27 protein-coding genes are annotated in these 23,631 nt (G+C 67.8%); 16 read left to right on the top strand and 11 right to left on the bottom strand.

The annotated features are described in order from the left end of the window. The first annotated feature begins 14 nt into the window (after positions 1–14). Positions 15–1,103, top strand: coding sequence for a methyltransferase (locus MCHUDSM44219_RS22090; protein ID WP_082162326.1), 1,089 nt, complete (start codon positions 15–17; stop codon positions 1,101–1,103). Between the two features lie 50 nt (positions 1,104–1,153). Here the strand turns inward: MCHUDSM44219_RS22090 and MCHUDSM44219_RS22095 are convergent, their stop codons facing one another. The 3 genes from MCHUDSM44219_RS22095 to MCHUDSM44219_RS22105 all read right to left on the bottom strand — a co-directional run bounded on the left by MCHUDSM44219_RS22095 (position 1,154) and on the right by MCHUDSM44219_RS22105 (position 3,795). Then, complete coding sequence (locus MCHUDSM44219_RS22095) at positions 1,154–2,197, bottom strand: VldE C-terminal domain-containing protein (RefSeq protein WP_048420498.1); 1,044 nt, start codon at positions 2,195–2,197, stop codon at positions 1,154–1,156. A 162-nt stretch (positions 2,198–2,359) separates the two neighbouring features. Next, on the bottom strand, positions 2,360–2,782 hold the full coding sequence (gene arr / locus MCHUDSM44219_RS22100; protein ID WP_048420357.1) for an NAD(+)--rifampin ADP-ribosyltransferase: 423 nt from the start codon (positions 2,780–2,782) through the stop codon (positions 2,360–2,362). A gap of 113 nt (positions 2,783–2,895) precedes the next feature. Next, positions 2,896–3,795 (bottom strand): LysR family transcriptional regulator, encoded by a 900-nt coding sequence (locus tag MCHUDSM44219_RS22105; protein ID WP_048420358.1) that lies wholly within the window; start codon positions 3,793–3,795, stop codon positions 2,896–2,898. A gap of 83 nt (positions 3,796–3,878) precedes the next feature. Here MCHUDSM44219_RS22105 and MCHUDSM44219_RS22110 point away from each other — a divergent pair, with 83 nt between their 5' ends. From MCHUDSM44219_RS22110 to MCHUDSM44219_RS22125, 4 genes are all read left to right on the top strand, one after another. Then, complete coding sequence (locus MCHUDSM44219_RS22110; protein WP_048420359.1) at positions 3,879–4,883, top strand: alpha/beta fold hydrolase; 1,005 nt, start codon at positions 3,879–3,881, stop codon at positions 4,881–4,883. 17 nt (positions 4,884–4,900) lie between these two features. Further along, positions 4,901–5,659 carry an SDR family NAD(P)-dependent oxidoreductase gene (locus MCHUDSM44219_RS22115; RefSeq protein WP_048420499.1) on the top strand — a complete coding sequence of 253 codons (759 nt, stop codon included), beginning with the start codon at positions 4,901–4,903 and terminating at the stop codon, positions 5,657–5,659. Position 5,660: 1 nt separating this feature from the next. Further along, positions 5,661–6,089, top strand: coding sequence for a hypothetical protein (locus MCHUDSM44219_RS22120; protein WP_048420360.1), 429 nt, complete (start codon positions 5,661–5,663; stop codon positions 6,087–6,089). An 83-nt stretch (positions 6,090–6,172) separates the two neighbouring features. After that, positions 6,173–6,994 carry an alpha/beta hydrolase gene (locus MCHUDSM44219_RS22125; RefSeq protein ID WP_048420500.1) on the top strand — a complete coding sequence of 274 codons (822 nt, stop codon included), beginning with the start codon at positions 6,173–6,175 and terminating at the stop codon, positions 6,992–6,994. A 10-nt stretch (positions 6,995–7,004) separates the two neighbouring features. On the opposite strand, the gene MCHUDSM44219_RS22130 is transcribed toward MCHUDSM44219_RS22125, so the two are convergent. Together MCHUDSM44219_RS22130 and MCHUDSM44219_RS22135 are read right to left on the bottom strand one after the other, a co-directional pair. Beyond that, positions 7,005–8,765, bottom strand: coding sequence for an alpha/beta hydrolase (locus MCHUDSM44219_RS22130; protein WP_048420361.1), 1,761 nt, complete (start codon positions 8,763–8,765; stop codon positions 7,005–7,007). Positions 8,766–8,887: 122 nt separating this feature from the next. Further along, positions 8,888–9,496: a TetR/AcrR family transcriptional regulator gene (locus tag MCHUDSM44219_RS22135; RefSeq protein ID WP_157868777.1), complete on the bottom strand. Its 609-nt coding sequence runs from the start codon at positions 9,494–9,496 to the stop codon at positions 8,888–8,890. Positions 9,497–9,601: 105 nt separating this feature from the next. Between MCHUDSM44219_RS22135 and MCHUDSM44219_RS22140 the strand changes: the two genes are divergently transcribed. The 5 genes from MCHUDSM44219_RS22140 to MCHUDSM44219_RS22160 are packed head-to-tail and all read left to right on the top strand — an operon-like array spanning position 9,602 to position 12,919. After that, positions 9,602–10,588, top strand: coding sequence for an NADP-dependent oxidoreductase (locus tag MCHUDSM44219_RS22140; protein WP_048420362.1), 987 nt, complete (start codon positions 9,602–9,604; stop codon positions 10,586–10,588). Beyond that, positions 10,589–10,807, top strand: a complete 219-nt coding sequence (locus MCHUDSM44219_RS22145) for a hypothetical protein (RefSeq protein ID WP_048420363.1) — start codon at positions 10,589–10,591, stop codon at positions 10,805–10,807. Continuing rightward, the gene (locus tag MCHUDSM44219_RS22150; protein ID WP_048420364.1) at positions 10,789–11,775 is read left to right on the top strand and encodes a zinc-dependent alcohol dehydrogenase family protein; all 987 of its coding nucleotides are present in this window, start codon (positions 10,789–10,791) and stop codon (positions 11,773–11,775) included. Before MCHUDSM44219_RS22145 ends, MCHUDSM44219_RS22150 begins: the two co-directional genes overlap by 19 nt. Positions 11,776–11,828: 53 nt before the next feature. Next, positions 11,829–12,308, top strand: a complete 480-nt coding sequence (locus tag MCHUDSM44219_RS22155; protein WP_236695560.1) for a DUF4174 domain-containing protein — start codon at positions 11,829–11,831, stop codon at positions 12,306–12,308. Positions 12,309–12,310: 2 nt separating this feature from the next. Next, positions 12,311–12,919, top strand: a complete 609-nt coding sequence (locus MCHUDSM44219_RS22160; RefSeq protein WP_048420366.1) for a CIA30 family protein — start codon at positions 12,311–12,313, stop codon at positions 12,917–12,919. Positions 12,920–12,929: 10 nt separating this feature from the next. On the opposite strand, the gene MCHUDSM44219_RS22165 is transcribed toward MCHUDSM44219_RS22160, so the two are convergent. The 3 genes from MCHUDSM44219_RS22165 to MCHUDSM44219_RS22175 all read right to left on the bottom strand — a co-directional run bounded on the left by MCHUDSM44219_RS22165 (position 12,930) and on the right by MCHUDSM44219_RS22175 (position 16,054). Next, a complete protein-coding gene (locus MCHUDSM44219_RS22165) occupies positions 12,930–14,150 on the bottom strand; it encodes a cryptochrome/DNA photolyase family protein (RefSeq protein ID WP_048420367.1) in 1,221 nt (406 codons plus the stop codon). A 73-nt stretch (positions 14,151–14,223) separates the two neighbouring features. Further along, on the bottom strand, positions 14,224–15,438 hold the full coding sequence (locus MCHUDSM44219_RS22170) for a cation:proton antiporter domain-containing protein (protein ID WP_048420368.1): 1,215 nt from the start codon (positions 15,436–15,438) through the stop codon (positions 14,224–14,226). Between the two features lie 175 nt (positions 15,439–15,613). Then, on the bottom strand, positions 15,614–16,054 hold the full coding sequence (locus MCHUDSM44219_RS22175; protein ID WP_082162328.1) for a pyridoxamine 5'-phosphate oxidase family protein: 441 nt from the start codon (positions 16,052–16,054) through the stop codon (positions 15,614–15,616). A gap of 170 nt (positions 16,055–16,224) precedes the next feature. Here MCHUDSM44219_RS22175 and MCHUDSM44219_RS30060 point away from each other — a divergent pair, with 170 nt between their 5' ends. Beyond that, the gene (locus tag MCHUDSM44219_RS30060) at positions 16,225–16,365 is read left to right on the top strand and encodes a hypothetical protein (protein ID WP_157868778.1); all 141 of its coding nucleotides are present in this window, start codon (positions 16,225–16,227) and stop codon (positions 16,363–16,365) included. A 174-nt stretch (positions 16,366–16,539) separates the two neighbouring features. Next, the gene (locus MCHUDSM44219_RS22185) at positions 16,540–18,345 is read left to right on the top strand and encodes an Ig-like domain-containing protein (protein ID WP_048420371.1); all 1,806 of its coding nucleotides are present in this window, start codon (positions 16,540–16,542) and stop codon (positions 18,343–18,345) included. Here the strand turns inward: MCHUDSM44219_RS22185 and MCHUDSM44219_RS22190 are convergent. Beyond that, positions 18,326–19,360 carry a GlxA family transcriptional regulator gene (locus tag MCHUDSM44219_RS22190; RefSeq protein ID WP_330218635.1) on the bottom strand — a complete coding sequence of 345 codons (1,035 nt, stop codon included), beginning with the start codon at positions 19,358–19,360 and terminating at the stop codon, positions 18,326–18,328. The genes MCHUDSM44219_RS22185 and MCHUDSM44219_RS22190 overlap by 20 nt on opposite strands. 71 nt (positions 19,361–19,431) lie before the next feature. Here MCHUDSM44219_RS22190 and MCHUDSM44219_RS22195 point away from each other — a divergent pair, with 71 nt between their 5' ends. Then, complete coding sequence (locus MCHUDSM44219_RS22195; protein ID WP_236695550.1) at positions 19,432–20,445, top strand: zinc-dependent alcohol dehydrogenase family protein; 1,014 nt, start codon at positions 19,432–19,434, stop codon at positions 20,443–20,445. Here MCHUDSM44219_RS22195 and MCHUDSM44219_RS22200 read toward each other — a convergent pair. Next, complete coding sequence (locus MCHUDSM44219_RS22200; RefSeq protein WP_048420373.1) at positions 20,407–20,613, bottom strand: hypothetical protein; 207 nt, start codon at positions 20,611–20,613, stop codon at positions 20,407–20,409. The two genes, MCHUDSM44219_RS22195 and MCHUDSM44219_RS22200, sit on opposite strands and share 39 nt — an antisense overlap. Before the next feature lie 199 nt (positions 20,614–20,812). Here MCHUDSM44219_RS22200 and MCHUDSM44219_RS22205 point away from each other — a divergent pair, with 199 nt between their 5' ends. After that, positions 20,813–21,181 (top strand): hypothetical protein, encoded by a 369-nt coding sequence (locus MCHUDSM44219_RS22205; RefSeq protein WP_048420374.1) that lies wholly within the window; start codon positions 20,813–20,815, stop codon positions 21,179–21,181. Positions 21,182–21,389: 208 nt separating this feature from the next. On the opposite strand, the gene MCHUDSM44219_RS22210 is transcribed toward MCHUDSM44219_RS22205, so the two are convergent. After that, the gene (locus MCHUDSM44219_RS22210; RefSeq protein ID WP_048420375.1) at positions 21,390–22,217 is read right to left on the bottom strand and encodes a MerR family transcriptional regulator; all 828 of its coding nucleotides are present in this window, start codon (positions 22,215–22,217) and stop codon (positions 21,390–21,392) included. Positions 22,218–22,413: 196 nt separating this feature from the next. Between MCHUDSM44219_RS22210 and MCHUDSM44219_RS22215 the strand changes: the two genes are divergently transcribed. Together MCHUDSM44219_RS22215 and MCHUDSM44219_RS22220 are read left to right on the top strand one after the other, a co-directional pair. Continuing rightward, positions 22,414–22,707, top strand: coding sequence for a hypothetical protein (locus MCHUDSM44219_RS22215; protein ID WP_109777903.1), 294 nt, complete (start codon positions 22,414–22,416; stop codon positions 22,705–22,707). Further along, the gene (locus MCHUDSM44219_RS22220; RefSeq protein WP_048420377.1) at positions 22,704–23,543 is read left to right on the top strand and encodes an SDR family NAD(P)-dependent oxidoreductase; all 840 of its coding nucleotides are present in this window, start codon (positions 22,704–22,706) and stop codon (positions 23,541–23,543) included. The genes MCHUDSM44219_RS22215 and MCHUDSM44219_RS22220 overlap by 4 nt, the downstream gene beginning before the upstream one ends. Positions 23,544–23,631: the final 88 nt, after the last annotated feature.

Below are 23,631 nucleotides of genomic sequence, written 5' to 3' on the forward strand. Positions count from 1 at the left end.
GTTAACCTACCCGGATGCCGTCGACGCCTCTTCCCGTGGTGCTGGCAACGCTCGCCCTGCGGCGCAGGCTCAAACAGCTGGCCGACATGCTGGTGCCGCCCCAGATCGCGATGCTCGATCTCGGCGAGGGCGTCGGCGGCGTCCAGGTCGCCGCCGCCATCGCCGAGCTGGGCATCGCCGACGTGCTGGCCGGCGGGCCGATGACCGCGGCGCAGATCGCGGCCCGGATCGACTGCGATGACGACACCACGCATCGTCTGCTGCGCGGCGCCGTCGCGTGCGGTCTGTGCACGATCGATCGCCGGACGGGGGCGGCGAAGCTGACGCGGATGGGTGCGGTGCTGCGCACCGATCACCCCGCGTCACTGCGGGCCTGGATGCGCTACAAGGGGATGCGGTCGACGGTCGATGCCTGGGGTGGCCTGGCCGCCAGTGTGCGCAGCGGCCGCAGCGCCTTCGAGATCGTGCACGGTATGTCGGTGTGGGAGTGGTACGCGGCGCACCCGGAGGAGCAGCGCGTGTTCGCGGCGACGATGCGCCAGGCGACCGAGATCAGTGCCCGCGCCATCGCGCGGGTCTACCCGTGGCCGGACGGCGCGGTGGTGTGTGACGTCGCCGGCGGGATCGGCACGCTGCTGTCGGTGATCGTGGCCGAGGCGGGTGCGGACGTGCGCGGCGTTCTGGTCGACAGTGCGGGGATGATCGCCGAGGCCCGCGGACTCCTCGCTGAGCGCGGGGTGGCCGACCGCGTCGACTGCGTCGAGGGCGACATCTTCCGCGCCGTCGACACCACGGCCGACGTGTACCTGCTCAAGGACGTGCTGCACGACTGGGACGACGAGCGCTGCGCGAAGATCCTCAACGCGGTGGCGGCGACCATGCCTCGTGGCAGCAGGCTCGTGGTGATCGAGTACCTCCAGCCGCCCCACCGGCCGAACGCGTTCTCCCCGCTGCTGGACCTGCACACGTTGACCCAACGCGACGGCGGACGTCTTCGCTCCGCCGCCGAACTGTCCGACCTGCTGACCGGCGCGGGCCTGCGCCCCACCGGCCGGACGTTCTCGGTTGTCCCCCACGACCTCATCGAGGCCGAGAAGATCTGATTCATCTGTCCGGCAGCCGATATCGCGTCACCTCGACGGCGGAAGATTGGTCAGCCGCGTGGTGTCGTGGTGATGTGCACGTGGTCGAAGTGGCCGTACCCGGAGGCCTGCGGACCGGCCGGCGTGGAGTAGGTTCCCCGCCAGATCACATCCTGCAGGCCGAATCGTCCCGCATTGGCCAACGCGAACGCGCGAATCTGATCGCCGAGCGCGATGCCCTCGGGGCTGTCGGGGTTCGGGATCATGATGTCGATCGCCAGGCCGCGGGGATGCCACGGCTTGGAGTCCGGCCGGACGCCGTCGATGGTGGCGATCTGGGGAAACTGCCGGCTGATGGCCCGCGCGGCCAGGATGGTGTTGGGCTGTAGCCCAGCCTCGTTCGCCACCCCGACCGGCAGCGCCTCGGGGATGTCAGCGAGCGCAGGCGCGGGAGGCGGAGCCAGGTCGCCGGGAGGAAGGCCGGGCATGGCCACGATCGCCGGGTCCTGCGGTGGCAGCGCCGCCGGTGGCGGAGGTGCAGCGTCGACGATCGCCTGCTGTCGCGGTGTCAACGCCGCGTACTGCGCCTCGGCGGCCGAGATCTGGCGAAGGAGGTCCTGCCACTTGGCCTGCAGCTCTGCCCGGACCGCGGCGGCCCGCTCGGCCGCGACCCGAGCGTCTGCGGCCGATCTCTCCGAGGTCTGCGCGGCCGTGGCCGCGCGCTCCCGTGTCGCCCGATACGCCTTCATCTGATCGGCCGTCGTGGCGCCCACCATCCGCTGCAGCGACAGCCGGTCGATGAGGTGCTGCGGTGAAACCGCGGTGAGGACGGCGACCATCTGACTGTCGCCACCACTCATGTAGTCCATCGCGGCCACCCGGTCGACGGCGGCCTGAAACGGCAGGAGCTGAGCATTCGCGAGTTCCAGGGCCGCCAGATCGGCGCGGTGACGGTCGGTTGCCGCGACCTGCTCGGCCAGCGTCGCATCGGCCTCGCGCTGGGCTGCGGTGACGGCCTCGCGGCTCTGCACCGCCTGCTGGGACAGCTCGTTGAGCCGAGCCAATGCGTCGTCCGCCGGGTCCGCCCGGACGCCGCCGATGGCTGCGGCCGCCATCGCGACGGCGACCACGAGACCGCTCACCGTGCGGCGAAGGCCGGGGCGTACGCCTGTTACGCGGATGGTCACGATCCCTCTCTCACGGACCGACCCTGGTCCGGCTGTCGACACCCCGGGCAAGGCTACGAACTGTGACCGGCGATGTCCACCGGGCGACGCTCAGTTCAGGATCTCGGCACGCTCGTCGGAGAGGAGCACGGAGAGTCGCTCCCGCCATGTCTGCAGCTGCTCGGGTGTCAGGCGCGTCCACTCGGTGATTTCCCCGACGATCCGCAGAGGTGCGGTACTGCGATAGGACCGCGTCGGATTGCCGGGAAACTTCTTGTCGGTCACGTTCGGGTCGTTCTCGAACTCCCCGATCGGTTCGACTTCGTACACCCTCGGCTGCGCCGCGCCCGCGGCCAACTCGGCCGCGATTTCCGCAGCGAGGCCGGCTCCCTCCACGCGCGATGTGAAGTAGATGTGGTTCATCACGATCTCGGGACGGTAGTTCGACGGCCGGCCGGCAGTGAGGAACTCACCCACGCTCAAGTCGGCGATGGTGCCGTGGAAGAACGGACCGTCATCAAGCGGTGCGGACACCTGAAACCCCCTTCAGATGGAAACGAGACGGGCCAGCATGCATCACAGACGGGGCCTTGCCGCAAGCCCCCCACCGCGCCCTATCCTGGAATGGGAAGCCCGGCCGAGCGATCTCACTGCGCGCGAGAGGCGGCCGCCGCATCCAGCAGGACATCGACCAGGCGCGCGGCCGCGGGAGTCAGCCTGTTCGCCGGAGGGGCGGCAAGGTATACCTGCCACAGCACGGGGATGGCCAGTTCGACGGCGCGCAGGTTGCCGAATCTCCCCGATTCCGACACCGGCATGAAGGTGACTCCGAGGCCGGCGCGGACCAGAGCGGCGATCTCAGCGAACCCGGCCGGAACTTCGTACAGCGTGCGCGGCTGCACTCCTGCGGAGTGAAAGGCGTCGTCGACCAGACGGCGCAGGCCGAACCCCGGCGGAAATCCGACCAGGTCGTCGTCGGCGACATCAACGAGACTGACCGCACCCCGGGCGGCCAGCGGGTGGTCCTCACGACAGACGAACACCATCGGCTCCTCGAACAGCAGCCGCATCTCGAGTTGAGGCGGAAAACGTTCGGGCACCGAGATCAGCGCGACGTCCAGCGACCCCTCCACCAGGGCGGACAGATAGGTCGAGGCCCCCGTCTGACTCAACCGCAACCGCAACCGCACGAACGGGTGCTCGCGGTGGAAATCACCGAGTGCGCCGGCCACATCCATCGGCCCGTAGGAGATCAGTGATCCGAATTCGACTGTGCCTGAGAGGGTTCCACGATATCCGGCGACCGATTCGGCAGCGTTGCGACTGACGCGAAGCACCTCGAAGGCGTGAGAACGGAAGCGCTCGCCCGCCGCGGTGAGGCGGATCTGCTGGCGGGCCCGATCGAACAGCTCGACGCCGAGTTCACGCTCCAGCTTCGCGACGGAGGTCGACAGCGCCGACTGAACCACGTGCACCCGTTCGGCGGCGCGGGTGAAGCTCAGTTCATCGGCGACGGCGACGAAGTACTCGATCTGGCGGAACTCCACCACCTGACCCTATCGCTTCTATAGATGGTTTCCATCTAAGACAATCGTTGGACTAGATGGATCGCGTGGGCTGTCATGGACGTATGGCGCTCACCAGACGAGACTTCGGACTACTCGCCACGATGGCCAGTGCCGTCACCCTGGCGGGCTGCGCATCGACGCCGGCCAAGGCCGGACCACCCGCCGCACCGACACACTCACTTGGTGCGGTGGCCCAGATCGCTGCCGGCGACCTCGACATCGGCTACACCGAGGCGGGCCCGCCCAACGGACAACCCGTCGTCCTGCTGCACGGCTGGCCCTACGACATCCACAGCTATGCCGATGTGTCGGCGATCCTCGCGGCGCAGGGGTTCCGGGTGATCGTGCCGTATCTGCGCGGCTTCGGGACGACGACATTCCGGTCTTCCGAGACCATGCGCAACGGCCAGCAAGCCGCGCTCGCGCACGACACCGTCGCGCTGATGGATGCCCTCGGCATCCGCAGCGCGATCCTCGGCGGGTACGACTGGGGTGGTCGCACCGCCAACAACGTGGCAGCGCTGTGGCCGCACCGTGTTGCAGGCCTGGTGGCGGTCAGCGGTTACCTCACCGTCGATCTGGCCGCCAACCTCAAACCACTACCGCCGCAGGCCGAATACGGCTGGTGGTACCAGTACTACTTCGCCACACCCCGCGGCGAGGCCGGCTATCGCGAGCACACCAAAGACTTCAACCGGCTCATCTGGACCAACGCATCCCCCCTCTGGCGCTTCGACGACGCCACCTACGACCTGACCGCTGCGGCCTTCGACAACCCCGACCACGTCGACGTCGTCATCCACAACTACCGCTGGCGGCTCAGCCTCGCACCCGGCGAGAGCCGCTACGACGCCGACGAGAAGCTCTTGGCCACTCGGCCGGCGATCACGGTTCCGACCATCACGATAAGTAGCGACTTCGACGGGGCGGCCAAAGACGGCAGCGCCTACCGATCGCTCTACACGGGCCCCTACCAACACCGCGTGCTCGACGGCATCGGGCACAACGTGCCGCAGGAGGCCCCTCAGCAGTTCGCGTCGGCGATCACCGACGTCGCCGAACACTAGAGAAACGGATGACACTGATGAATGCATCAAATCTCGCGGGACGCACCGCCCTGGTCACCGGCTCCACCTCCGGTCTGGGAGCCGGCATCGCCGTCGCCCTGGCCCGCGCCGGCGCCCACGTCGTGGTCACCGGGCGGACCCGGTCGCGCGGCGAACAGGTGATCAGCCACATCGAATCAGACGGTGGGCATGCGGTTTTCGTCCCGGTGGACTTCTCCACCGGCCCCCAGGCCGTCAACGAGCTCGCGGTCGCCGCCACCGACGCCGCGGGCGGCCGCATCGACATCCTGGTCAACAACGTCGCCACGCTCGTTCAGCCGGCGCCGACCGCTGAGGTCACCGCAGAAGAGATCTCCGGCGCGTTCGGCGTCAGCGTGATCACGCCGTTCCTGTTGACCGGTCTTCTCGCGCCGGCGATGGCGCAGCGCGGCGAGGGCGCGATCGTCAACATCGGCTCCATCAGCGGGATCAACGGCGCGGCGGGGTCGGCGCTCTACGGCGCCACCAAGGCCAGCGTGCACATGCTGACCAAGGCCTGGGCCGCCGAGTACGGGCCGTCGGGGGTGCGTGTAAACGCCGTGGCACCGGGTCCCATCGCCACCGAACGCAACGAGGAGTTCGCCGACGGGATCGCGCCGATCCTGGAGCGGGTCCCGTCGCACCGGATGAGCACAGTCGACGAAGTCGCCAGTGTCGTCACGTTTCTGGCCGGTCCCGAAGCCGGCAACGTCCACGGCGCCATCTGGAGCGTCGACGGCGGAACGACGGCGATCTGACATGCCCGCCGTTCACCTGCAGATGACATCGCGTCTGAGCGCTCCGCAACTGATGTCCGTGCTGACCGATTTCTCCGCGGCCCGGCCCGCGACGTGGCCGACCATCGACGCCGACCACTTCGCCGTCCACGCCCTCGGCGACGGCTGGGCCGAGGTCACCGAGGGAACCGCAGCCGCGTGGGAGCGGGCCCGCTACGAGTGGGATGTCCGGCGCAGACGGGTCACCGTGACCACCCACGATTCCAAGGTGTTCGGCCCGGGCGGCGGCTGGGTCTTCCAACTGACCCCGGAGACGGCGGGAACCCGTGTCGACATCGAACTCACCCGCACACCTGCGACATTCGGGCGCCGACTCCTGGCAGCCCTTCTGCCGCTGGTCGCCCCACGATCATTGCGGAAGTCGTTCGCCGCGGCTCTGCAGGCGAGTTGATGTCACTGCTTTCGCGACCCGTCGTCGCCGACACGTTGGCCCGGTTGTTCGCCGCCACGGTGAATCCCGCACCGAAACCCGCGGTGCGATTCACCGAGATTCCGGGCCGCACGTCAGCGGTGTCGATCCCCAGCCGGTACGGCGCCGTCGCCGCCACGATCTACCACCCACCGAACGACGTCGAGCGGCCGCCGGTGTACCTCAACCTGCACGGGGGCGGCTTCGTGGTCGGTCACCCCGAACAGGACGATCCGTGGTGCCGGTACCTCGCCGCTCGCGCCGGCGTCGCCGTCGTCAACCCCGACTACGTGCTCGCCCCAAGACACCGCTTTCCCGCAGCGCCGCAACAGGTTTACGACATCGCCTGCTGGGTTGCCGACGGTGACCGCACCTGGGACGGCACCAGGTTGTGCGTGGGCGGACAGAGCGCCGGCGGGAACCTCGCCGCCGCCACTGCCCGTCAGGCACTGGACAACGGCGGCCCGCGCATCGCCCTGCAGGTGCTGTTCTACGCGCCGTTGGATCTGGTCACGGCCACGCGGGACAAGCCGTCGGCGATCGGTGCTCGGGCCGTGATGAAGCCGTGGATGGGAGAGGTCTTCGACACCGCCTACATCCCCGATCCCGCGTCACGACGCGACCGGCTGGCCTCACCGGCGAACGACGACGCGCACCTCGCCGGTATCGCGCCGGCCCTGGTGATCACCGCCGAACAGGACCGGCTGCGCGACGAGGCTCGCCGATACGCCGAAAAGCTCGATGCCGCAGGCGCGTTGGCCGAGTACTACGAGACTCCCGGCGTGGACCACGGGTACAACATCATGAGCTCGGCGACCGACATCACCCGCGCGACCTACGACCGGATCTGCGGCCACGTCCTCCGCGCCACCACGAGCGGCGAGTAGCCGCCCCGGGTCACCCCGCGAGGGCCAGACGCAGGGACGTGAACCGCGACGACACCAAGGACGTCGCCGACAGCGGCCGGAACACGGTGGTGACGGGAGCCACCGACGTACCGATGACCACGCCGGTGGCGGGACCCACCGGGGTTGCGATGGACACTGCTTGACCGGGCTCGCCGTAGATCCCGGCGCAGCTGCTCCCCTGGCACGCACCCGTCGACGAATCGATGCGGCTCGCGAAGATGTCGTTGATCCATCCGGCCATGAGAGTCTGTGCGGCCGACTTGTTCTCCTCGGTCGGGAACCCCTGGTTCAGGTACGAGATGAGCTGGATGGCCCGGCTCCCGCCCTGCATCGAGTCCAGGTGCTGCCCGTTGTCGAGAACCACGCCGTTGAAGTGGCCGGGTCGGTGTGCATTCAGCGCCTCGTCGACGCGGCGGGGCGAGCCGTCCTCCCTGGGAGCCCCGAGCTCGATCACCGGGATGTAGGTGCCGAGCCCGTCGAGCTTGTCGAGCGCGTCCGCAAGCACCGATCCCGGCGGAGCGCCGTCGAGCGTGATGACACCGGCAAGCTGGTTGACCGCGCCGCTCGCGATCACCGCTTCGGCGTAGTAGCCGGCGGTGCCTGCGACGACTCCCGCTCCCAGCGAATGGCCGACCAGGGTGAACCGATCCGGCAGCGCGGCGTCGGCGCCATACCGCTTGGCGAAGCCGGCGGCCACCGCGCTGGCGGTCAGCGCGTCACGATCACCGAGCAGCAGGGCGGCGGTGGCGCGGTACACCTGATCATCACCGAGCCAGAAGCCATCGCGCACATACGGATTCGACGACAGCGTCGGAACGACGACGATGCTGTTGGTGCGCTCGGCCAGCCAGGCTGCGGTGTAGCTGTACATCGGGCCGACGCCACGATAGCCGTGCTGCAGGTAGATGAACCGCTCCGGCAGTTCTTCACCATCGGGGTAGTACCAGTCCGCGCGGACGAAGCGCCCTTCGGTGATCTCCAGCCTGGAGCTGCGCACCGTGACGTTGACGCCCGCCGGCACCACCGGCGGGCCGGCGACGAAACGAATGGCGGCGCCGATGATCTCCGTCACCAGCGACTGGATGACCTCCTGCAGCGTGCGCGGCTCGGGTGCCGCCGCAGCCGTCGGGGCGGCAAAGGCAGCCGACACGCGTTTCGCCGCAACGGTGTTGGTGGCCGCGACGGGTCGAGCCGGGGTGCTCGGTGGCGCGCTCTGTTCGTCACCGGAGCTCTCGGGGCTTGCCGGCCGGGGGTCGACCGACTCCGGTTCGGCGGGGTCGTCCTGATCTCTCAGTTCGGGGGCGTCGTCCTCGACAGCCTGCTCGCCATCGGAACTCGACCCGGTCGTCGCGTCGTGATCACGGTCAGACGCGGAATCGGTGTCGTCGCCGGTCTGGTTGTCGTTGCCGGTGTCCGTGTCGGCGTCTGAGTCGACATCCTCGTCGGACGCGTCGGGGGCCTCGTCGACAGCCGCGTCGTCGGCCTCCTCGGTATCGGTGTCGGTATCGGGGTCGGCGTCGGTGTCGGTGTCGGTGTCATCGGACGCGCTCGACGTATCCGCGCTGTCGCTCTCACCACCCGCGTCGTCTGACGCACGCGGACCACGATCAGCGGTGTCGGACGCACTGGCGGTAGCGCCCGCCGTGTCGGACCCGGTATCAGCGGCCGCCGTATCGGCCCCGGCAATCAACGCGGCCGACACACCCGCGGCCACCACACCTGCACCCATCCACGCTGACAGTTGCGCCATTCCACTCCCCAACTCGATATTGACGGCTGCGTCATTGACAGCCGTCAACAAACTAGAACACGTTTCACAGTGAATAGACAGTTTCGGTGATCTGGTCATTTTTGTGTCACGGCCCGCTGGGGTCAGTGGTGTAGCACTCGGCGCATCTGCCGATCCGTGGGCGGCGGTACGTCGACGGGAATGTCCGGCGAGACGAGACCCGCCAACCACAGCGCGACCAACCGAGCGCTCGCGCGCGGAGCGTCCTCGACGGTCCGGTGGATGAGACCGGCGTTGGCGATCAAGAGCACTGCGAGGTCGGCGGGCGACGCGTCGACGCGCACCATGCCGCTGCGTACCGCGCGCGTGAACACCGCGGTGATGGCGCGGCGGTGACGAGCACGAAGACTTTCGACGTGTGGCGACAACGGCCGTAGCGATGCCAGCAGATCGGCCAGTCCCCGGTTCGTGGCCTGCAGCGCGCAGGTGGAAACGACACAGTCGCGCAACGCGCTCACCGGATCGTCGGCCCGCGCAGCCTCTTCGGCGATGATGCAGTACCGCTCGAGATGGCCCGTGTAGACGGTCGACAGAAGCAGGTCCTGGGTAGGGAAGTGCCGGTACAACGTCGCGTTGCCGATCCCGGCGCGCCGGGCGATCTCGTTGAGCGACACGTCCACACCGTGCTCGGCGTAGACAGCCTCGGCGGCCGCCAGCACGGCAGCCCGATTGCGTTGGGCGTCAGCACGCACCCTTGACCCTCCGTCATCGTCACGCGGAATATCTGGGGATGGCTCCCCGTTTGATCGTACCGTCGAGATAACGGGGAAGACCCCCCGAATTGAGAGGCGGTCCTCGTGAAGGCAGTGGTGGTCACCCGTTACGGCGGTCCGGAGGTTCTTCGCCAGGTCGATGTCGCCGAGCCTCATGCCGGCCCCGGCCGAGTACGCATCAGGGTGCACGCCGCCACGGTCAACCCCGCCGACGTTCTGCTGCGGGTCGGCGACATCGACGAGGCGTTGCGCGCCAGCACACTGTCACCGCCGTACCGTCCCGGCATGGAGGTCGCCGGGGTGGTCGACGAGATCGGCCCCCGAACATCCACCGACCTCGGCATCGGAGACCGGGTCATGGCGATCGTGATGCCGATCGACGACTCCGGCGGCGCATACGCCGAGTATGTGGTCGTCGACGCAGACCAGGTCACCGCAGCGCCGGCCGGAAGCAGTCACGCCGAAGCAGCCACTGTGCCGATGAACGGGCTCACCGCCCGCCGGGCGCTCGACGTGTTGAACCTGGCACCGGGTGAGACCCTCGCTGTCACCGGTGCCGCGGGAGCGGTCGGGGGCTATGTCGTTCAACTCGCCAAGGCCGACGGGCTCCGGGTGATCGCCGACGCGGCACCCGCCGACGCGCAGCTCGTGTCCGATCTCGGTGCCGACGACGTCGTCCCGCGCGGACCCGGGGTGGGAGAACGCATTCGGCGATTGCGCCCCGACGGGGTGGCCGCGGTCGTCGACGCCGCACTGCAGGGTGACGAGGTGTTACCCGCGCTGCGCGATGGCGGTCAGCTCGCGATCGTTCGCCGTCCCGAGGAGCGCGGCACCTCGACTCTGCACCCTGACCGCGGAATCGCGATCCGCGACGTGTGGGTGCCCGACTACACCCATGCGACCGACAGGCTCCGCAGCCTCCGGGTGCTCGCCGAGGAGGGGAAGATCACCATGCGCGTGGCCAGGATCTTCCCGGCAGCGGAAGCCGCCGCGGCGCACCGCGCCCTCGAACGGGGCGGCGTTCGTGGCCGGCTCGTCCTCACGTTCGACGGCAACGAGGCGACGATCTAGATGAGTCCCATCGGAGTCGGCATCATCGGTGCCGGCAACGTGGCCGCGCTCTACACGGCATTCGCTCGCGACCTCAGCGAAGGCACCAGAGAAACCCCGTCGTTCGGCGACGCGGTGCGGATACATCGACTGGTCGACCGGATAGCCCGCGGTGCATCCACCGCTGGGACGACGATGACAGCAGATCTCGAGGAGACACCATGCGCGCTGCAGTCCTGACCGCTGACAACACCCCGCTCGAGATCCGCGATGTTCCCGACCCCGTGCCCGGCCCCGGCGAAGTCCTGGTTCGAGTCATGGCCAGCGGCGTGAACCCGCTCGACACCAAGATCCGCCGAGGCATGGCCGCACACGCGAAGATGGCGCCGCCGGCGATTCTCGGCATCGACATGGCCGGTGTGGTGGAAGCCGTAGGGGAACAGGTTCACCAGTTTCAGGTCGGCGACGAAGTGTTCGGTATGACCGGCGGTGTCGGTGGCGTCGCGGGGTCACTGGCCGAACTGGCCGCAGTCGATGCGCGCTTGATCGCTCGCAAGCCCGACGCACTGTCCATGGAGCAAGCCGCGGCCCTCCCGCTGGGTTTTGTCACGTCCTGGGAGGGGCTCGTCGATCGCGCGGATGTGACTGCCGGCGACCAGGTGCTGATCCACGGCGGAGCCGGCGGGGTCGGATTCCTCGCGATACAACTCGCCCTCCATCGAGGCGCACGCGTGTTCGCGACCGGGGGGCCGGCGAGCCAGCAGGTGATCCGCCAGGTCGGGGCGACGGCCATCGATTACACGACGAGCGGCGTCGAAGAGTACGTCGATGAGTACACGAGCGGAGAAGGCTTCGACGTCGTCGTCGACAACGTCGGCGGCGCCACCCTCGACGCGTCGTTCACCGCCGTCAAGCGCTACACCGGCCGCGTTGTCAGCGCATTGGGCTGGGGCACCCACAGCTTGGCTCCCCTGTCCTTCCGCGGCGCCACCTACTCCGGCGTCTTCACGTTGATGCCGCTGTTGACCGGCCGCGGGCGTGAGCACCACGGCCACATCATGTCTCAGGCCGCCGCACTCGCCGACCATGGTGGGCTGGCCCCCCGCCTGCACTCGACGACCTTCCCGCTCGACGAGGTCAATCACGCCCACGAAATCATCGAGAACGCCACCGCCACCGGGAAAGTGATCGTGCTGCCTCACCTCTAGCCCAGACGGAGATGTGCTTCAACCCTTCGGCGGTTCGGCAGCCGGTACTGTTGGTGGTCACCATGACAGGCAGGTGCAGGATTCGTTGGCTCGCGCTGATGCTCACTGTCCTGGCGGCGAGCGGTGTCTTCGGATCGGGAACCGCCGGGGCTGACGCACTCGACGACTACCGCTGGGAACGTCGCCCGCTGCTGGTCTTCGCACCGACGGCCACCGACCCCGGCCTCGTGGAAACGCTGAGCCGAATCGAGGCGAGTCGATGTGACTTCGTCGGCCGTGACATGGTGCTCGGCGTTCTGGTGAACGTGGGCACCAGCGCTCTCGATGGGAAAGCGATCGACGCCGAGGAGTCACGGCGGCTGGCGCAGCAGTATGGGATCGATGACAACGCTTTCCGCGTGCTGTTGATCGGAAAAGACGGCGGCGAGAAGCTGCGCTTCACCGACGTGCCGGACCTGCAGGCGATCTACACCGTGATCGACGGCATGCCGATGCGCAGGGGCGAGATGCGGACGAACACGGAGGGGTGTTGATCATGGGGATGCGCGCGCTGATCGGCGTCGTGATGGCCTGTTCACTGGCCGTCATGTCCTGCGGAAGCATCGAGCCGTCCGCCCGGGCCGCCCCGCCCGAAGGATCCGACGTCGTCCTCGTCGACCTCGGGAACCCCGGCGAGGTGGCGACCTGGACGACGGTGAACGACCCTGTCATGGGCGGTGAATCCACCTCGGCGGTCAGCTTCGGCAACGGTGGCCTCGTGTTCTCCGGGGTCCTCTCGCTCGAGAACAACGGCGGCTTCGCCTCGGCGCGCGGTCCGCAAGACCCCGGCATCGGACAACGGGCGACGGGCGCGACGTCACTGCGCGTGCGGGCGGTGGGCGACGGCAAGACCTACGTGCTGAAGGTGGGCGACGCAACGCAGCCGTGGTCCTACATTCAGCGCTTCACCACCGAGGCCGGCGTCGCGCGGGCCTACGACCTGCCCGTCGCGGGCTTCGAACCGGTGGGCATGCGCTTCGACCCCGCACCCGAGGCGCCGCGGACCTTGGACTCCTCACGCATCAACGAGGTATCGCTCTACATCCTCGACAAGCAGGAGGGACCGTTCACCCTGACGGTGAACCGGATCGACGCCGACATCTGAGGACCCGCGGTCAGGACCGCCGAGCTTTCGCCCACGCGGTGAACGATCCGACTGACCCTGACCGAGGGCGCTCCAACCAGGGCCAGGGATGGAGCGCGCCGACGTCGAGCCGGGATGCCCGGCGCCGCCAGCCGGGAACCGGCGCGAATGTCGTCGCCAAAGCCATGCCGTGCAGCACGTGCACGGGGTCGCCGCGGTGCACCTGCACTTCGCGGCGGGTGGCGAGGTCGGCCAGCGACTGGGCGAGAAACACCAGGCGGTTCTGCGACAACCGAAGCCGTCGCAGAAGCGGCTCGTCGAAAACGAAGACCACCGGCAGATCAGGATGCGCCGCGACAGCGGGATCCCGATCGCTCAGACTCTCCGCGGTCATCCAGACCGCCTCCGGTTGGGCGGTGTGCCGCGGGGTCGCAGGGCCGCCGGTGATGTCGGGATGGTCGTCATGACGTAGCCGAGAGTCGGTCGTGTTCCGCCGCTCGGGTTCCTGTGTGGCGGGCCACCGCGCGATCGGGCAGCGCCGCTCGAGCGGACACGACGCGCAGAGACCGGGCGCCCGCTTCTCCACCTGCCAGCGGGAGAACCCATAGGCCTTCCCGGTCAGCGCACCCACCGTCCATTGCCACCCCAGGCGGTTCGCCGCCCGGGAGCCGTCGAGCAGATGGCGGAACATCAGCTCCTCGCCGTCGCGCCAGCCCCACCCCTGACGAACCGTCCAGTGCGACGCGAGCCACATCCGGCTCTGATTGGTCAGCCAGCCGGCGGCTAGTTCGCTCCAACACAGATCCAGGCAGCGCGCCTCGCTCGACCACTGGTCGGGGGCGGGTTCCGTATGCTCGACAATGTTGTATCGCAACGATTCTGACGACGCGACGCCGACGCGGGCGTACAGGTGACGGGCGTATTCCTGCCACCGCAGCTCGTCACGGAACTTGGCGACGTCGGGTCGTGGACCGCCGGCGACGTGGTCCCACACCTCACGCAGGGTCAGCAGGCCGTGCCGGATGTACGGCGACAGCCGCGACGCGCCGCGACGCTGCGGCGGCCACACCTCGTTGCGGCGCCGGGCATAGCCGGTCACATCGAAGGACTGCAGCGCGGCGTCGGCCGCGGTCTGGCCGCCCCGCGCGGGCGGGTCGCTCGCCCGCGGTGGCGGTGTGGTCAGATCACCCAGCTGATCGTCCACCCACGCGCGGATCGCCGAGTCGTCGGTGGGCGGGACGGGCAGGCGCACATTGCGAGTGTAGGTTCGCGTGACCGCGCCTGGCGGACAGACGCCACAACCTGCGCACAGCCTGTGTCCGCATTCACCGAGCCACCTCGGTGGTCGCGCGAGACGCCATGCGGCTCACCAGGATCGGGGCCGCGACGCCATGTAGGAGGACACTGCCCAGAACGACGACGATGGCTACGGACAGGAGCGTGTCGCCCGGTCCGGGCGGTATGACGATGTAGGCCCACAGAGCCAACGCGACGTTCGCGGTGCCGCGGGGACCGAGCCAGGCCAACAGGATCCGCTCGTGTCCGCTCAGTGGCGACCGCACCGTCGCGGCCGCGACCGAGACAGCACGGACGACGGTCAACACCAGCACCCCGAAGACCACCTGAGTGACCGCGACCCCGTCGTGCAGCTTCTCCCATACGACGGCCCCGAACACGAACCACACCACCGCGGCGAGGACGAACCCCACGTCGTCGATGTACTCCTGTTCCCGCTCCTCGTCGACGTAGTGCCGCACGCTGTGGTACGCGATGCCGCCGACGAACGCCGCGACGATGCCGTTGCCGTGCAGGCCGACGTTGAGGGTGTAGGTCAGCACCGGGACGCCGAGCATCAGGAGTCGGCGGGACTGTTCTGTCATCAAGCCGCGGCGGTCGGCTGCGTTGGCGCACCACGCGGCCGCGGCACCGATGCCGAGGCCGAGCACGACCGCGATGGCGAGGTGCGGAATGCCATGCCGCAGCGCATAGATCACGCCCTCCGCCCGGGTGTGCTCGCCGCTCGCGATCGTCAGCGCGAGGAGGAACACCGGCGCGATCACCCCGTCGGAGTAGCCCTCCTCGATGTTGAACACGTGACGGACCCGCTCGGGGATCCGGGGATCGTGCAGGAACGACACCACCGGCGCGAAGTCGACGGGGACCACCACGCACGCGAGCACGAGCAGCTGCGCCAGCGTGAGGCTGGGCAGCAGGCCGGCGCCGAGGAGCACGGCCAGGGCCACGCCGATGGGCAAGGCGATGAAGAGCAGCCGGAGCACGATGCGGGTGTGCCCGCCGAAGAAACCGTTGCGTACGCGGGTTGCGTGCTCGAACAGCACGATCGCCAGGATCGCCTCGATGATGGGTTCGACGACACGGGCCTCGAGGCGGCCGGCGAGCGCATCGTCGGTGAGGTAGCCGAAGAAGGTGCCCGCGAGCACCAGGATCAGCGCCGGAGTGACCTGCCAGTGCCGGAGGCGACGGGCGAACAGCGACCAGACCACCAGCACGGCCGCCAGACCGGCGATCGACCACGACATCGCGTCATTATCATCCGCCGGCAGGCCAGCACGGGTGAACTGCTGCAGGACGAGTCGCGAACGAGCTTGCCAACTCCCCGCCCGAGGCAGGTGCGCCCCCGGGTCGAGCAGTGAACCCGTTGTTGCGCAATCGATTCAGGGAGAAGGCCGCTGCCTCCCGCCACGGCTGTGGACGCTACGTGCGATCCGACGTGGAATCTGAGTAGTCCCAGGACAGTGTCCTCACGGGGGTCACGCGGATGTAAGCGGAACCCGGTCGTGGTGCGGTGGGCCACTCGGACTCCGGCACACCCCGCGCGCGGGCCCCTGCCCTGGCGACTTCGAGGGTCTCGTCGGGTTCGCGGACGATGCGGGCGTGACCTTGGAACATCACTCCCCGAATGTTCGCCATGGTCGATCCGTCTTCGAGCATGACACTCACGTTCGGGTTGCTCTCGACGTTGGCGACTTTGCGCGTCCCATCCCGCACACCCATGACGATGTCGCGGCCGAGCCGAAAGTATCCGAGGGGCACGGTATGCGGAAAGCCATCCTTGTCGATGGTGCTCAGCATCGCCCAGCCTGGACGGCTGTCGAGAAACGCCTCAATTTGCTCGTCACTGAGTTTTCGCGGCATGAAACAGGCTAGCAGGAGCGGTATCTGGCTGGTCCTGCCTGCACCGTGCTTTACCTCGCGCCATCGACGACTACGCGGAGACGGCCGGGAAGCGTCGCAAGGAGCACCACACCGTCCACGGCACGCAGGCCGGAGACCCCGCCAAGGCAGCCACCGCCATCATCACGGCCGTGGAGCAACCGCAACCTCCCCGCTTCCTGCTTCTGGGCTCCGACGCGCTCGCCGGCCATCGGCAGATGGCACAGGCCCGAATCGGCGAGGTGGACAGGTGGGAGAAGCCCAGTGCCAGTACCGATTACATCGACGAGTAGCGCCAGGCCCTCGTGACGCCCACTGCGTCATCAGCTGCCACCTGTTTGCTCCTTCCGCGAACAATTTTTGAGATGCCCCTCAAAAATGCTCCTCTGGCTTGATTTCGCCAATTTGTGACTAGGAAAGGAATTTGCTGTACGCTCCCTGAAAAATATTGACAGGGGGGTCAGCACATGGGTGGGCGGCATCAACGGCGCGCGGAGCAGTTCGGGGTGAGGCAGTGGCTGCAGCTGGGCGCTGCATCGGCTGGTGTCGGGGCGGCACTCCTGGGGTTCTCGCTGGTGGGTCCGGACATCGGCACGGCGGCCGCGGACACGTCGGGGGAGTCGTCGGCCGCATCGACCGGTAGCGCCGGCGGCGCAGAATCCACCGGTCCAGCGAGGTCGACACCGTCGGCCGACCGTGAGTCGGGCACCGCCGCCACCGATACGGACCGCACCGATGACGGTGGCTCCGACGACGCCGTTGATGACGCCGACGACCGCGTCGGCCGCGTCGGTGCGCGCCAGCTTGATCAATCGGTCGAGGACTCGTCGGATGTCGCCACCACCGACGAGAACGCTGCCGACGGGGACGACGCCGGGGATGACGACGCTGCAGACGACGTCGGCGAGGACGAGGTTGCCGAGGAGCGCGCGTCGGCCGACGGCGACGACACCCGTACAACCCCTGCCCCCGCAACGGTCACGGCGACGGCGACCACCACGCCCCGGCCGACCCACGAGGAGCGGGTCGCCGAGAAGATCGCCAAGATCTCGGCCTCAGCGCAGGCGTGGATCGACGCGCGGCCGGTCAGCGACGAGCGCAAGGACGAACTCGAAGCAGCCTGGGCGGCCCTGCGCCGCAACCTTCTCAACCAGGCGCCCACACTGACCCCGGTCCAGCTCACCGGCGTCATCACCGGCGAGGTCACCGGCACCGTCGACGCCCTGGATCCCGACGGGGACCGGCTGGTCTACCGCGTGGTGCGCGGACCGGCGACCGGCAAGGTGCACCTCAACTCGGACGGGACGTTCACCTACACACCCGGTGAGCATTTCGACGGCGTGGACACCTTCGTGGTGCGCGCGGTGGACCTCGGACTGCACATCAACCTGCTGGACTGGTTCCGGCCGATCGGAACGCGCGCCGGCGCACTGATCAACCAAGGTGCGGTCACGTTCGACTTCGCCTACACCGAGGGTGCCGAGCACTGGACGCCCGAGCGTCGCGCGGCGTTGCAGCGCTCGGCCGAGGCGCTGGTGACTTACCTGCGGGTCGCCAAGCCGGTCGTGCTCACCTATGAGATCGAAGGGGTCGACAATCCGGACGTCCGCTGGTTGGCGGGCGCCGGTAGCGGCCTCATCAGCAGGGACCCTGGCTACTGGCCGACGGTGGTACAGAACAAGCTGCTCTCGGGGAAGGACGCCAACGGCGCCGAGTACGACGGCTCCATCGAGTGGAACTTCGCCAAGCCGTGGGCGTTGGGTGACGTGGTCGTCGGCGACGAGTACGACTTCATGAGCACGGCGATGCACGAACTCCTGCATTCGTTCGGCTTCGCTTCGACGCTGGAGGCGCCGGGCACCAACAGCGGGCGGAGGTGGAGCATCTTCGACAGCTTCATCGGTACCGCCGACGGCACAGGGCTTTTCGCCGCCGACTTCACCTGGCCGAGTTCGGCAGATCCCTACCTGACCGGGTTCGCCGGTGGAGTGTTCTTCGGTGGCGAGAATGCCGTTGCGGCGTATGGGAAACCGGTCCCGCTTTACTCGCCCAACCCATGGAAGGACGGCAGTTCGTCGGCCCACCTCGACGACGACACCTTCACCGGTGACGACTTCCAGTTGATGAACCACAAGGCGAAGGGGCACGGGATGGTCGAGGTGCGCGAGATCAGCGCGATCGAGGCGGGCATCCTGCGCGACCTCGGCTACACGGTGGTCATGCCGCGCCAGCCGGCGCTCGCGACAGGTGCGCTCATCGGACTGAGCGCCTGATGGCGCTCCCCGCAAAGGTCGCCCGATACTCCGACGGGGACACGTCCACGATCCTGCGGAAGTGCAGCCGCAGGTTCGCTCCGGTTCCGAGGCCGACCTGATCCGCGATCTGATCGACGGACAGCCTCGTGCTCTCCAAAAGCTCTCGGGCGGCGTCGATCCGAGCGCGCAAGATCCACTGCAGCGGGGTAGTGCCGGTCTCTTCGGCGAAGCGGCGCAGAAATGTGCGCGGCGACATCTGGGCGTGGGTCGCGAGATCATCGATGGTGAGCTGCTTGTCGAGTTGCGACATGACCCATTCGCGCGTTGCGGCAAGAGTGTCCCCGCGGCACACGGCGCTGTTCTTCGGTAGGAACTGGGCCTGCCCTCCACTGCGGTGGGGAGCGGTCACAAGACCGCGAGCGATCTCGTTCGCCGCGCCCACACCGTGGTCACGTCGCACGATGTGCAGACACAGGTCGAGACCGGCGGCAGCGCCGGCCGAGGTGAGGACGGATCCTTCGTCGACGAAGAGCACGTTCGGCTCGACAATGATCTCGGGGTATCGCTGCGCCAGCTGCTCCGCCGCGTCCCAGTGCGTCGTCGCGCGACGACCGTCGAGCAGACCCGCCTCGGCGAGGGCGAACGCGCCGTAACAGATCGACGCGATCCGCACACCGCGGGCTGCTGCGCTGCGAAGCGCTTGATGCACGGCCGTCGGCACGGGTCGGCCCGCCGGTGCGTAACCCGGGACGATGACGGTGTCGGCACCCTTCAGCGCCTCCAGTCCATGAGTGACTGCGTACCCGAATGCCCCGTGAGCCGGCACCGTCCCGGTATCAACCCCGCAGAGTAAGACCTCATAGGGAAAGCCCGTTTCAGGATGGAACACCTCTGCCGCGATTCCGACGTCCAAGGGAAGGGCGCCATCGAGGACGAGGACGACCACGCGATGCGGTGGGGCACCCACGTTGTCACTATCCTCGCGCATATTGGCAATCTTGCCACTGGAGCGGACGGCGCCGATACCGAACACTGGGATGACATTCGTTCGGGCGCGATCGTCCCGCCCCCTCCAGATGAGGAATACCGATCATCACTGCCACCATGAAAGCCGTTGTCCTCGCCCGGTTCGGCGGCGCCGACGCTTTCGAACTGCGTGACGTCCCCGTACCGAAGGTCGAGCCCCGCCAGGTGCGCGTGCGCGTCCATGCGACCGCCGTCAACCCCCTCGACGTGCAGATCCGTCGCGGAGATTACGCCGACTACGTCCCGCTTCCCGCGATCACCGGACACGACATCTCCGGCGTGATCGAGGAAGTCGGCTCGCACGTGACCGAGTTCCGTGTCGGCGACGAGGTCTACTACACCCCCAAGATCTTCGCCGGCGACGGCTCCTATGCCGAGCAGCACGTTGCCGACGCCGACCTGGTCGGCCGGAAGCCGGAGAACCTCAGCCACCTCGAGGCGGCAAGCCTGACACTCGTCGGCGGGACGGTGTGGGAGTCCCTCGTGACACGAGCACAGCTCGCCGTGGGTGAGACCATCCTCGTCCACGGCGGCGCGGGGGGCGTCGGCTCGATCGCGATCCAGATCGCGGCGGCGATGGGCGCGCGGGTGATCACCACAGCGAAACAGAGTGACCAGGAGTTCGTGCGCTCGCTCGGAGCCGACGCGGCGATCGACTTCACGTCCACCGACTACGTGGACGCCGTTTCGGAGCTGACACAAGGCCGGGGAGTGGACGTCGTCTTCGATACGATCGGCGGTGAGGCGCTCACGAGAAGTCCACTGACGCTTGCTGATTCCGGGCGCGTCGTCAGCATCGTCGACATCGCGCAACCGCAGAACCTGATCGAGGCGTGGGGCAAGAACGCCGCCTATCACTTCGTCTTCACTCGACAGAACCGCGGCAAGCTCGACTCACTCACCACCCTGATCGAGCGCGGACTCGTGAGGCCGATCATCGGCGCGACCCTGCCGCTCGCGCGCGTGGGCGAGGCGCATGAACTCTTGGAGAACAGGCGGTCGTACGTCCTTCACGGCAAGGTGGCGATCGATGTCGCCGGCGACACCGTCGCTCTACCCGCGGTGAACCAGGCGCACGTCGGCGTCGGATAGAGAGTCCGCGTAGGCGGGGAAGTCGGTGTGACCGTGCTCGGTTCCGCCCCAGAAGGTCGACCGGTCGTAGTGGGTCAGGGGGTAGCCGACGCGTAACCGGCGCGGAAGATCGTGGTTGGAGGTGAACAACCGGCCGAAGGTGACCAGATCCGCCCATTCCCGGCACATCGCGCCGCACGCATCTGGAAGAGAACATGGCCGCCGCTGACACCCGACAGATCGATAAGCTCAACTCGGCTGCCATTTGATCGCTCGTGAGGCGTACGGCGGCACAGTACGCCTCACGCCGTCCGATCTGGCCCCCGCTCCATCGCCACCTCGAGGTCATCGACGGCCTGAGATCTTTGCGAGGTCTAGCGTGGGCGGAATGGGGTTGTTCAGTCATGAGGAGTTCCGGGACCCGGCCGACGGCGTTGGTGGCGGCGCCAGTGGTGGGGTTGTTGATCGAGCTCGGCGAGCTGAGGTGGGCGAGCACGGGGCCGATGAACCTGTGGTGGTGGGGCCGGGGTTGCTGCCTGAGGATGGCTCATGCGGTCAGTTCGCCGTGCAGTTCCACGTGTCGACGTCAATGCTGCTCGGACTCAAACGTATTGCGGATTTGCGCGGGGTGAGCGTGCCGGAAGTATGCCGGCACGTGATCGGTGTGTTTGTTGCCCAGCAGGAGGGTGAGCTGGGCGCACTACTTGCTGCGGAGGCCGAGGCGGCTGATCACCGGCGGAGTTTGGGACAGGCGTAGTCGCGAGCACCGCAAGGGCACCGCTATAGCGATGCAAGAAAGATTGACAGGACACGCCTGGATCACTCCGCCGGCTTGACGAGAGTTGTCGGTCGGGATCATCGACCGGTTGGCCAGGTACATGTGGCTCGCGTTGTCGACCTCGACGGCGTCGGGGTCCGGGTGGACACCCGCCTGTTCCGGGGGGCGAGGTGACAGAAGACCGCCTCTATTCCGCCGGTGGGGTGGTGCTGAAGATCGGCCAACAGATCTCTGTTGCGGTGAACGTCGTCGGGTGTGCGGCCGTGGCGCCGATGTAGTGCTCTCGGATAGGCCCCTGGTGGCTGATCAGGTGCTCGTTCACGTATCGACCCAACGCCCCGTAGCTGCGGTCGATGCCGTCGTGGCCGCCGGAGTGGGTGAGCACCGCGAACTCGGCCGGAGGTAGGACCTCGGCACGGACATCCGCCGGCGGACGCGCGGAATGGGGTGCGGGGACGAAGAGAGTTGCGTCTCCGCGTGATTCGAGGAACAACGCTCGGTCGTACAGGCCGCCCGGCACGACTTCGAGAGGTGTGCCTGCTGCCGTCTCGACTGCGTCTCGCAGTGTCCTCAGCGTCACCGCGAACCAGCTGTCGATCTCGGAGACGTCGATGGTCGCACCGATGGACCACACGGCGAGCGCCGGCTTGTGGTGCAACTCCACGTGGGCGGGAGTGGCTACGGGCGAGAGCAACTCGCGCAGCGCCCCTACGGTGTCACGCGTTTGCTGCAGCTGCACCTCCATCTGTTCGAGATGAGTCGTGATGATCTCCGTGCGGGCCGCGGCGTCTTCTGTGCTCAGCAGCGCCTTGATGTCGGGAATCGACATGCCGAGCGATCGGAACCGGCGGATGATGTGCGCATGATCGACCTGGCTGGTGTCGTAGAAGCGATAGCCGGTGTGAGAGTCGACGTGGACTGGCGCGAGGACGCCGATGTCGTGGTAATGCCGTAGCGTCTTCCTGCTCAAACTGGTCATCACGGCGAAGTCACCGATCGAAACCCGTACGCCCATGGCATCCTCCTCTGCAATGCGCCGCCCCGCCTTATCGGGTGAGGCCATCGTGCAGTTTCCCCCTGGGGGAAGGTCAACATTGCGGGCACACGTCCGATCATTTTGGTCGCGGGCTTGACCTTCCCCTTGGGGGAACATCCACCGTGGGGTCATGACCACAGAATGGGATGCACTCCCGGACACCATACAAACGTTCATGACCGCTCTCGACACCCGTGAGGTGGACACAGTGTTGGCCACGCTCACCACCGATGCCGTGGTGACCGACGAAGGCCATGACTACAGAGGACATGACGAGATCGGGGCCTGGGTGTCGACCGCGGCCGCCGAGTACACCTACACCACCGCATTCACCGGCGCGACCGCGACCGAAGCAGGTGTCGACGTCCAACAGCACCTGGAGGGCGACTTCCCGGGCGGGGTCGCTGACCTGCACTACCGCTTCACCCTCGACGGCGCTGCGATCAGCCGCGTGGTGATCGAGCCATGACGCGGCGTTGGTTCATCACCGGAGGCACCCCCGGCAACTTCGGGATGGCGTTCGCCGAGACCGCACTCGAGACCGGAGACCGGGTGGTACTCACCTCACGGCGCCCGCAGGAGCTGGCTAAGTGGGCGGAGCCCTACGGTGACCGCGTTCTCGTCGTTCCGCTCGATGTCACCGACGCCGCGCAGGTGCTGCGCGGGGTGCGCGCGGCCGAGGAGCACTTCGGCGGTATCGATGTGCTGGTCAACAACGCCGGCCGCGGTTGGTTCGGATCGATCGAGGGCATGGACGAATCCTCGGTGCGAGCGATGTTCGAGCTGAACTTCTTCGCGGTGCTGTCGGTGACGCGCGCGGTGCTGCCGGGGATGCGCGCCCGCGGCGACGGATGGATCGTGAATGTCTCCTCGGTAGCCGGTCTCGTGCCGGCGGTCGGATTCGGCTACTACAGCGCGACGAAGTTCGCCGTCGAAGCCATCACCGAGACGCTGCGCGACGAGGTCGCCGCGCAGGGCATCTCCGTGCTGGCGGTCGAACCGGGTGCGTTCCGCACGAACGCCTACGCAGGCTTCGCCGACGAGCCGGTGGCGGAGACGATTCCGGAGTACCACGAGATGCTCGAGCAGGTCCGCGCAACGTTCGTGGGTATGGACGGTGTGCAGCCCGGCGATCCACGCCGCGGTACCCGCGCGGTGATCGCGGCGATGGATCAGGACCCTCCTCCCCGTCGGCTGGTCCTCGGCAACGGCGGATACGAGGCCGTGGTCGATACGCTGGAGCAGAGCCTCATCGATATCCGGGCGAACGAGATTCTCTCTCGGAGTGCAGATTTCGACACCTGACCGGTGTCAGCGACAGACCCCCGTATTCGTCATCGCGCCTTGTTGGTTTCACGTCGCGAAACCACGCTTGTGTCGACTCACGATGGCT

Origin of the sequence: Mycolicibacterium chubuense (assembly GCF_001044255.1) — a bacterium.
In the GTDB taxonomy this organism is placed as follows: Bacteria; Actinomycetota; Actinomycetes; order Mycobacteriales; family Mycobacteriaceae; genus Mycobacterium; species Mycobacterium chubuense.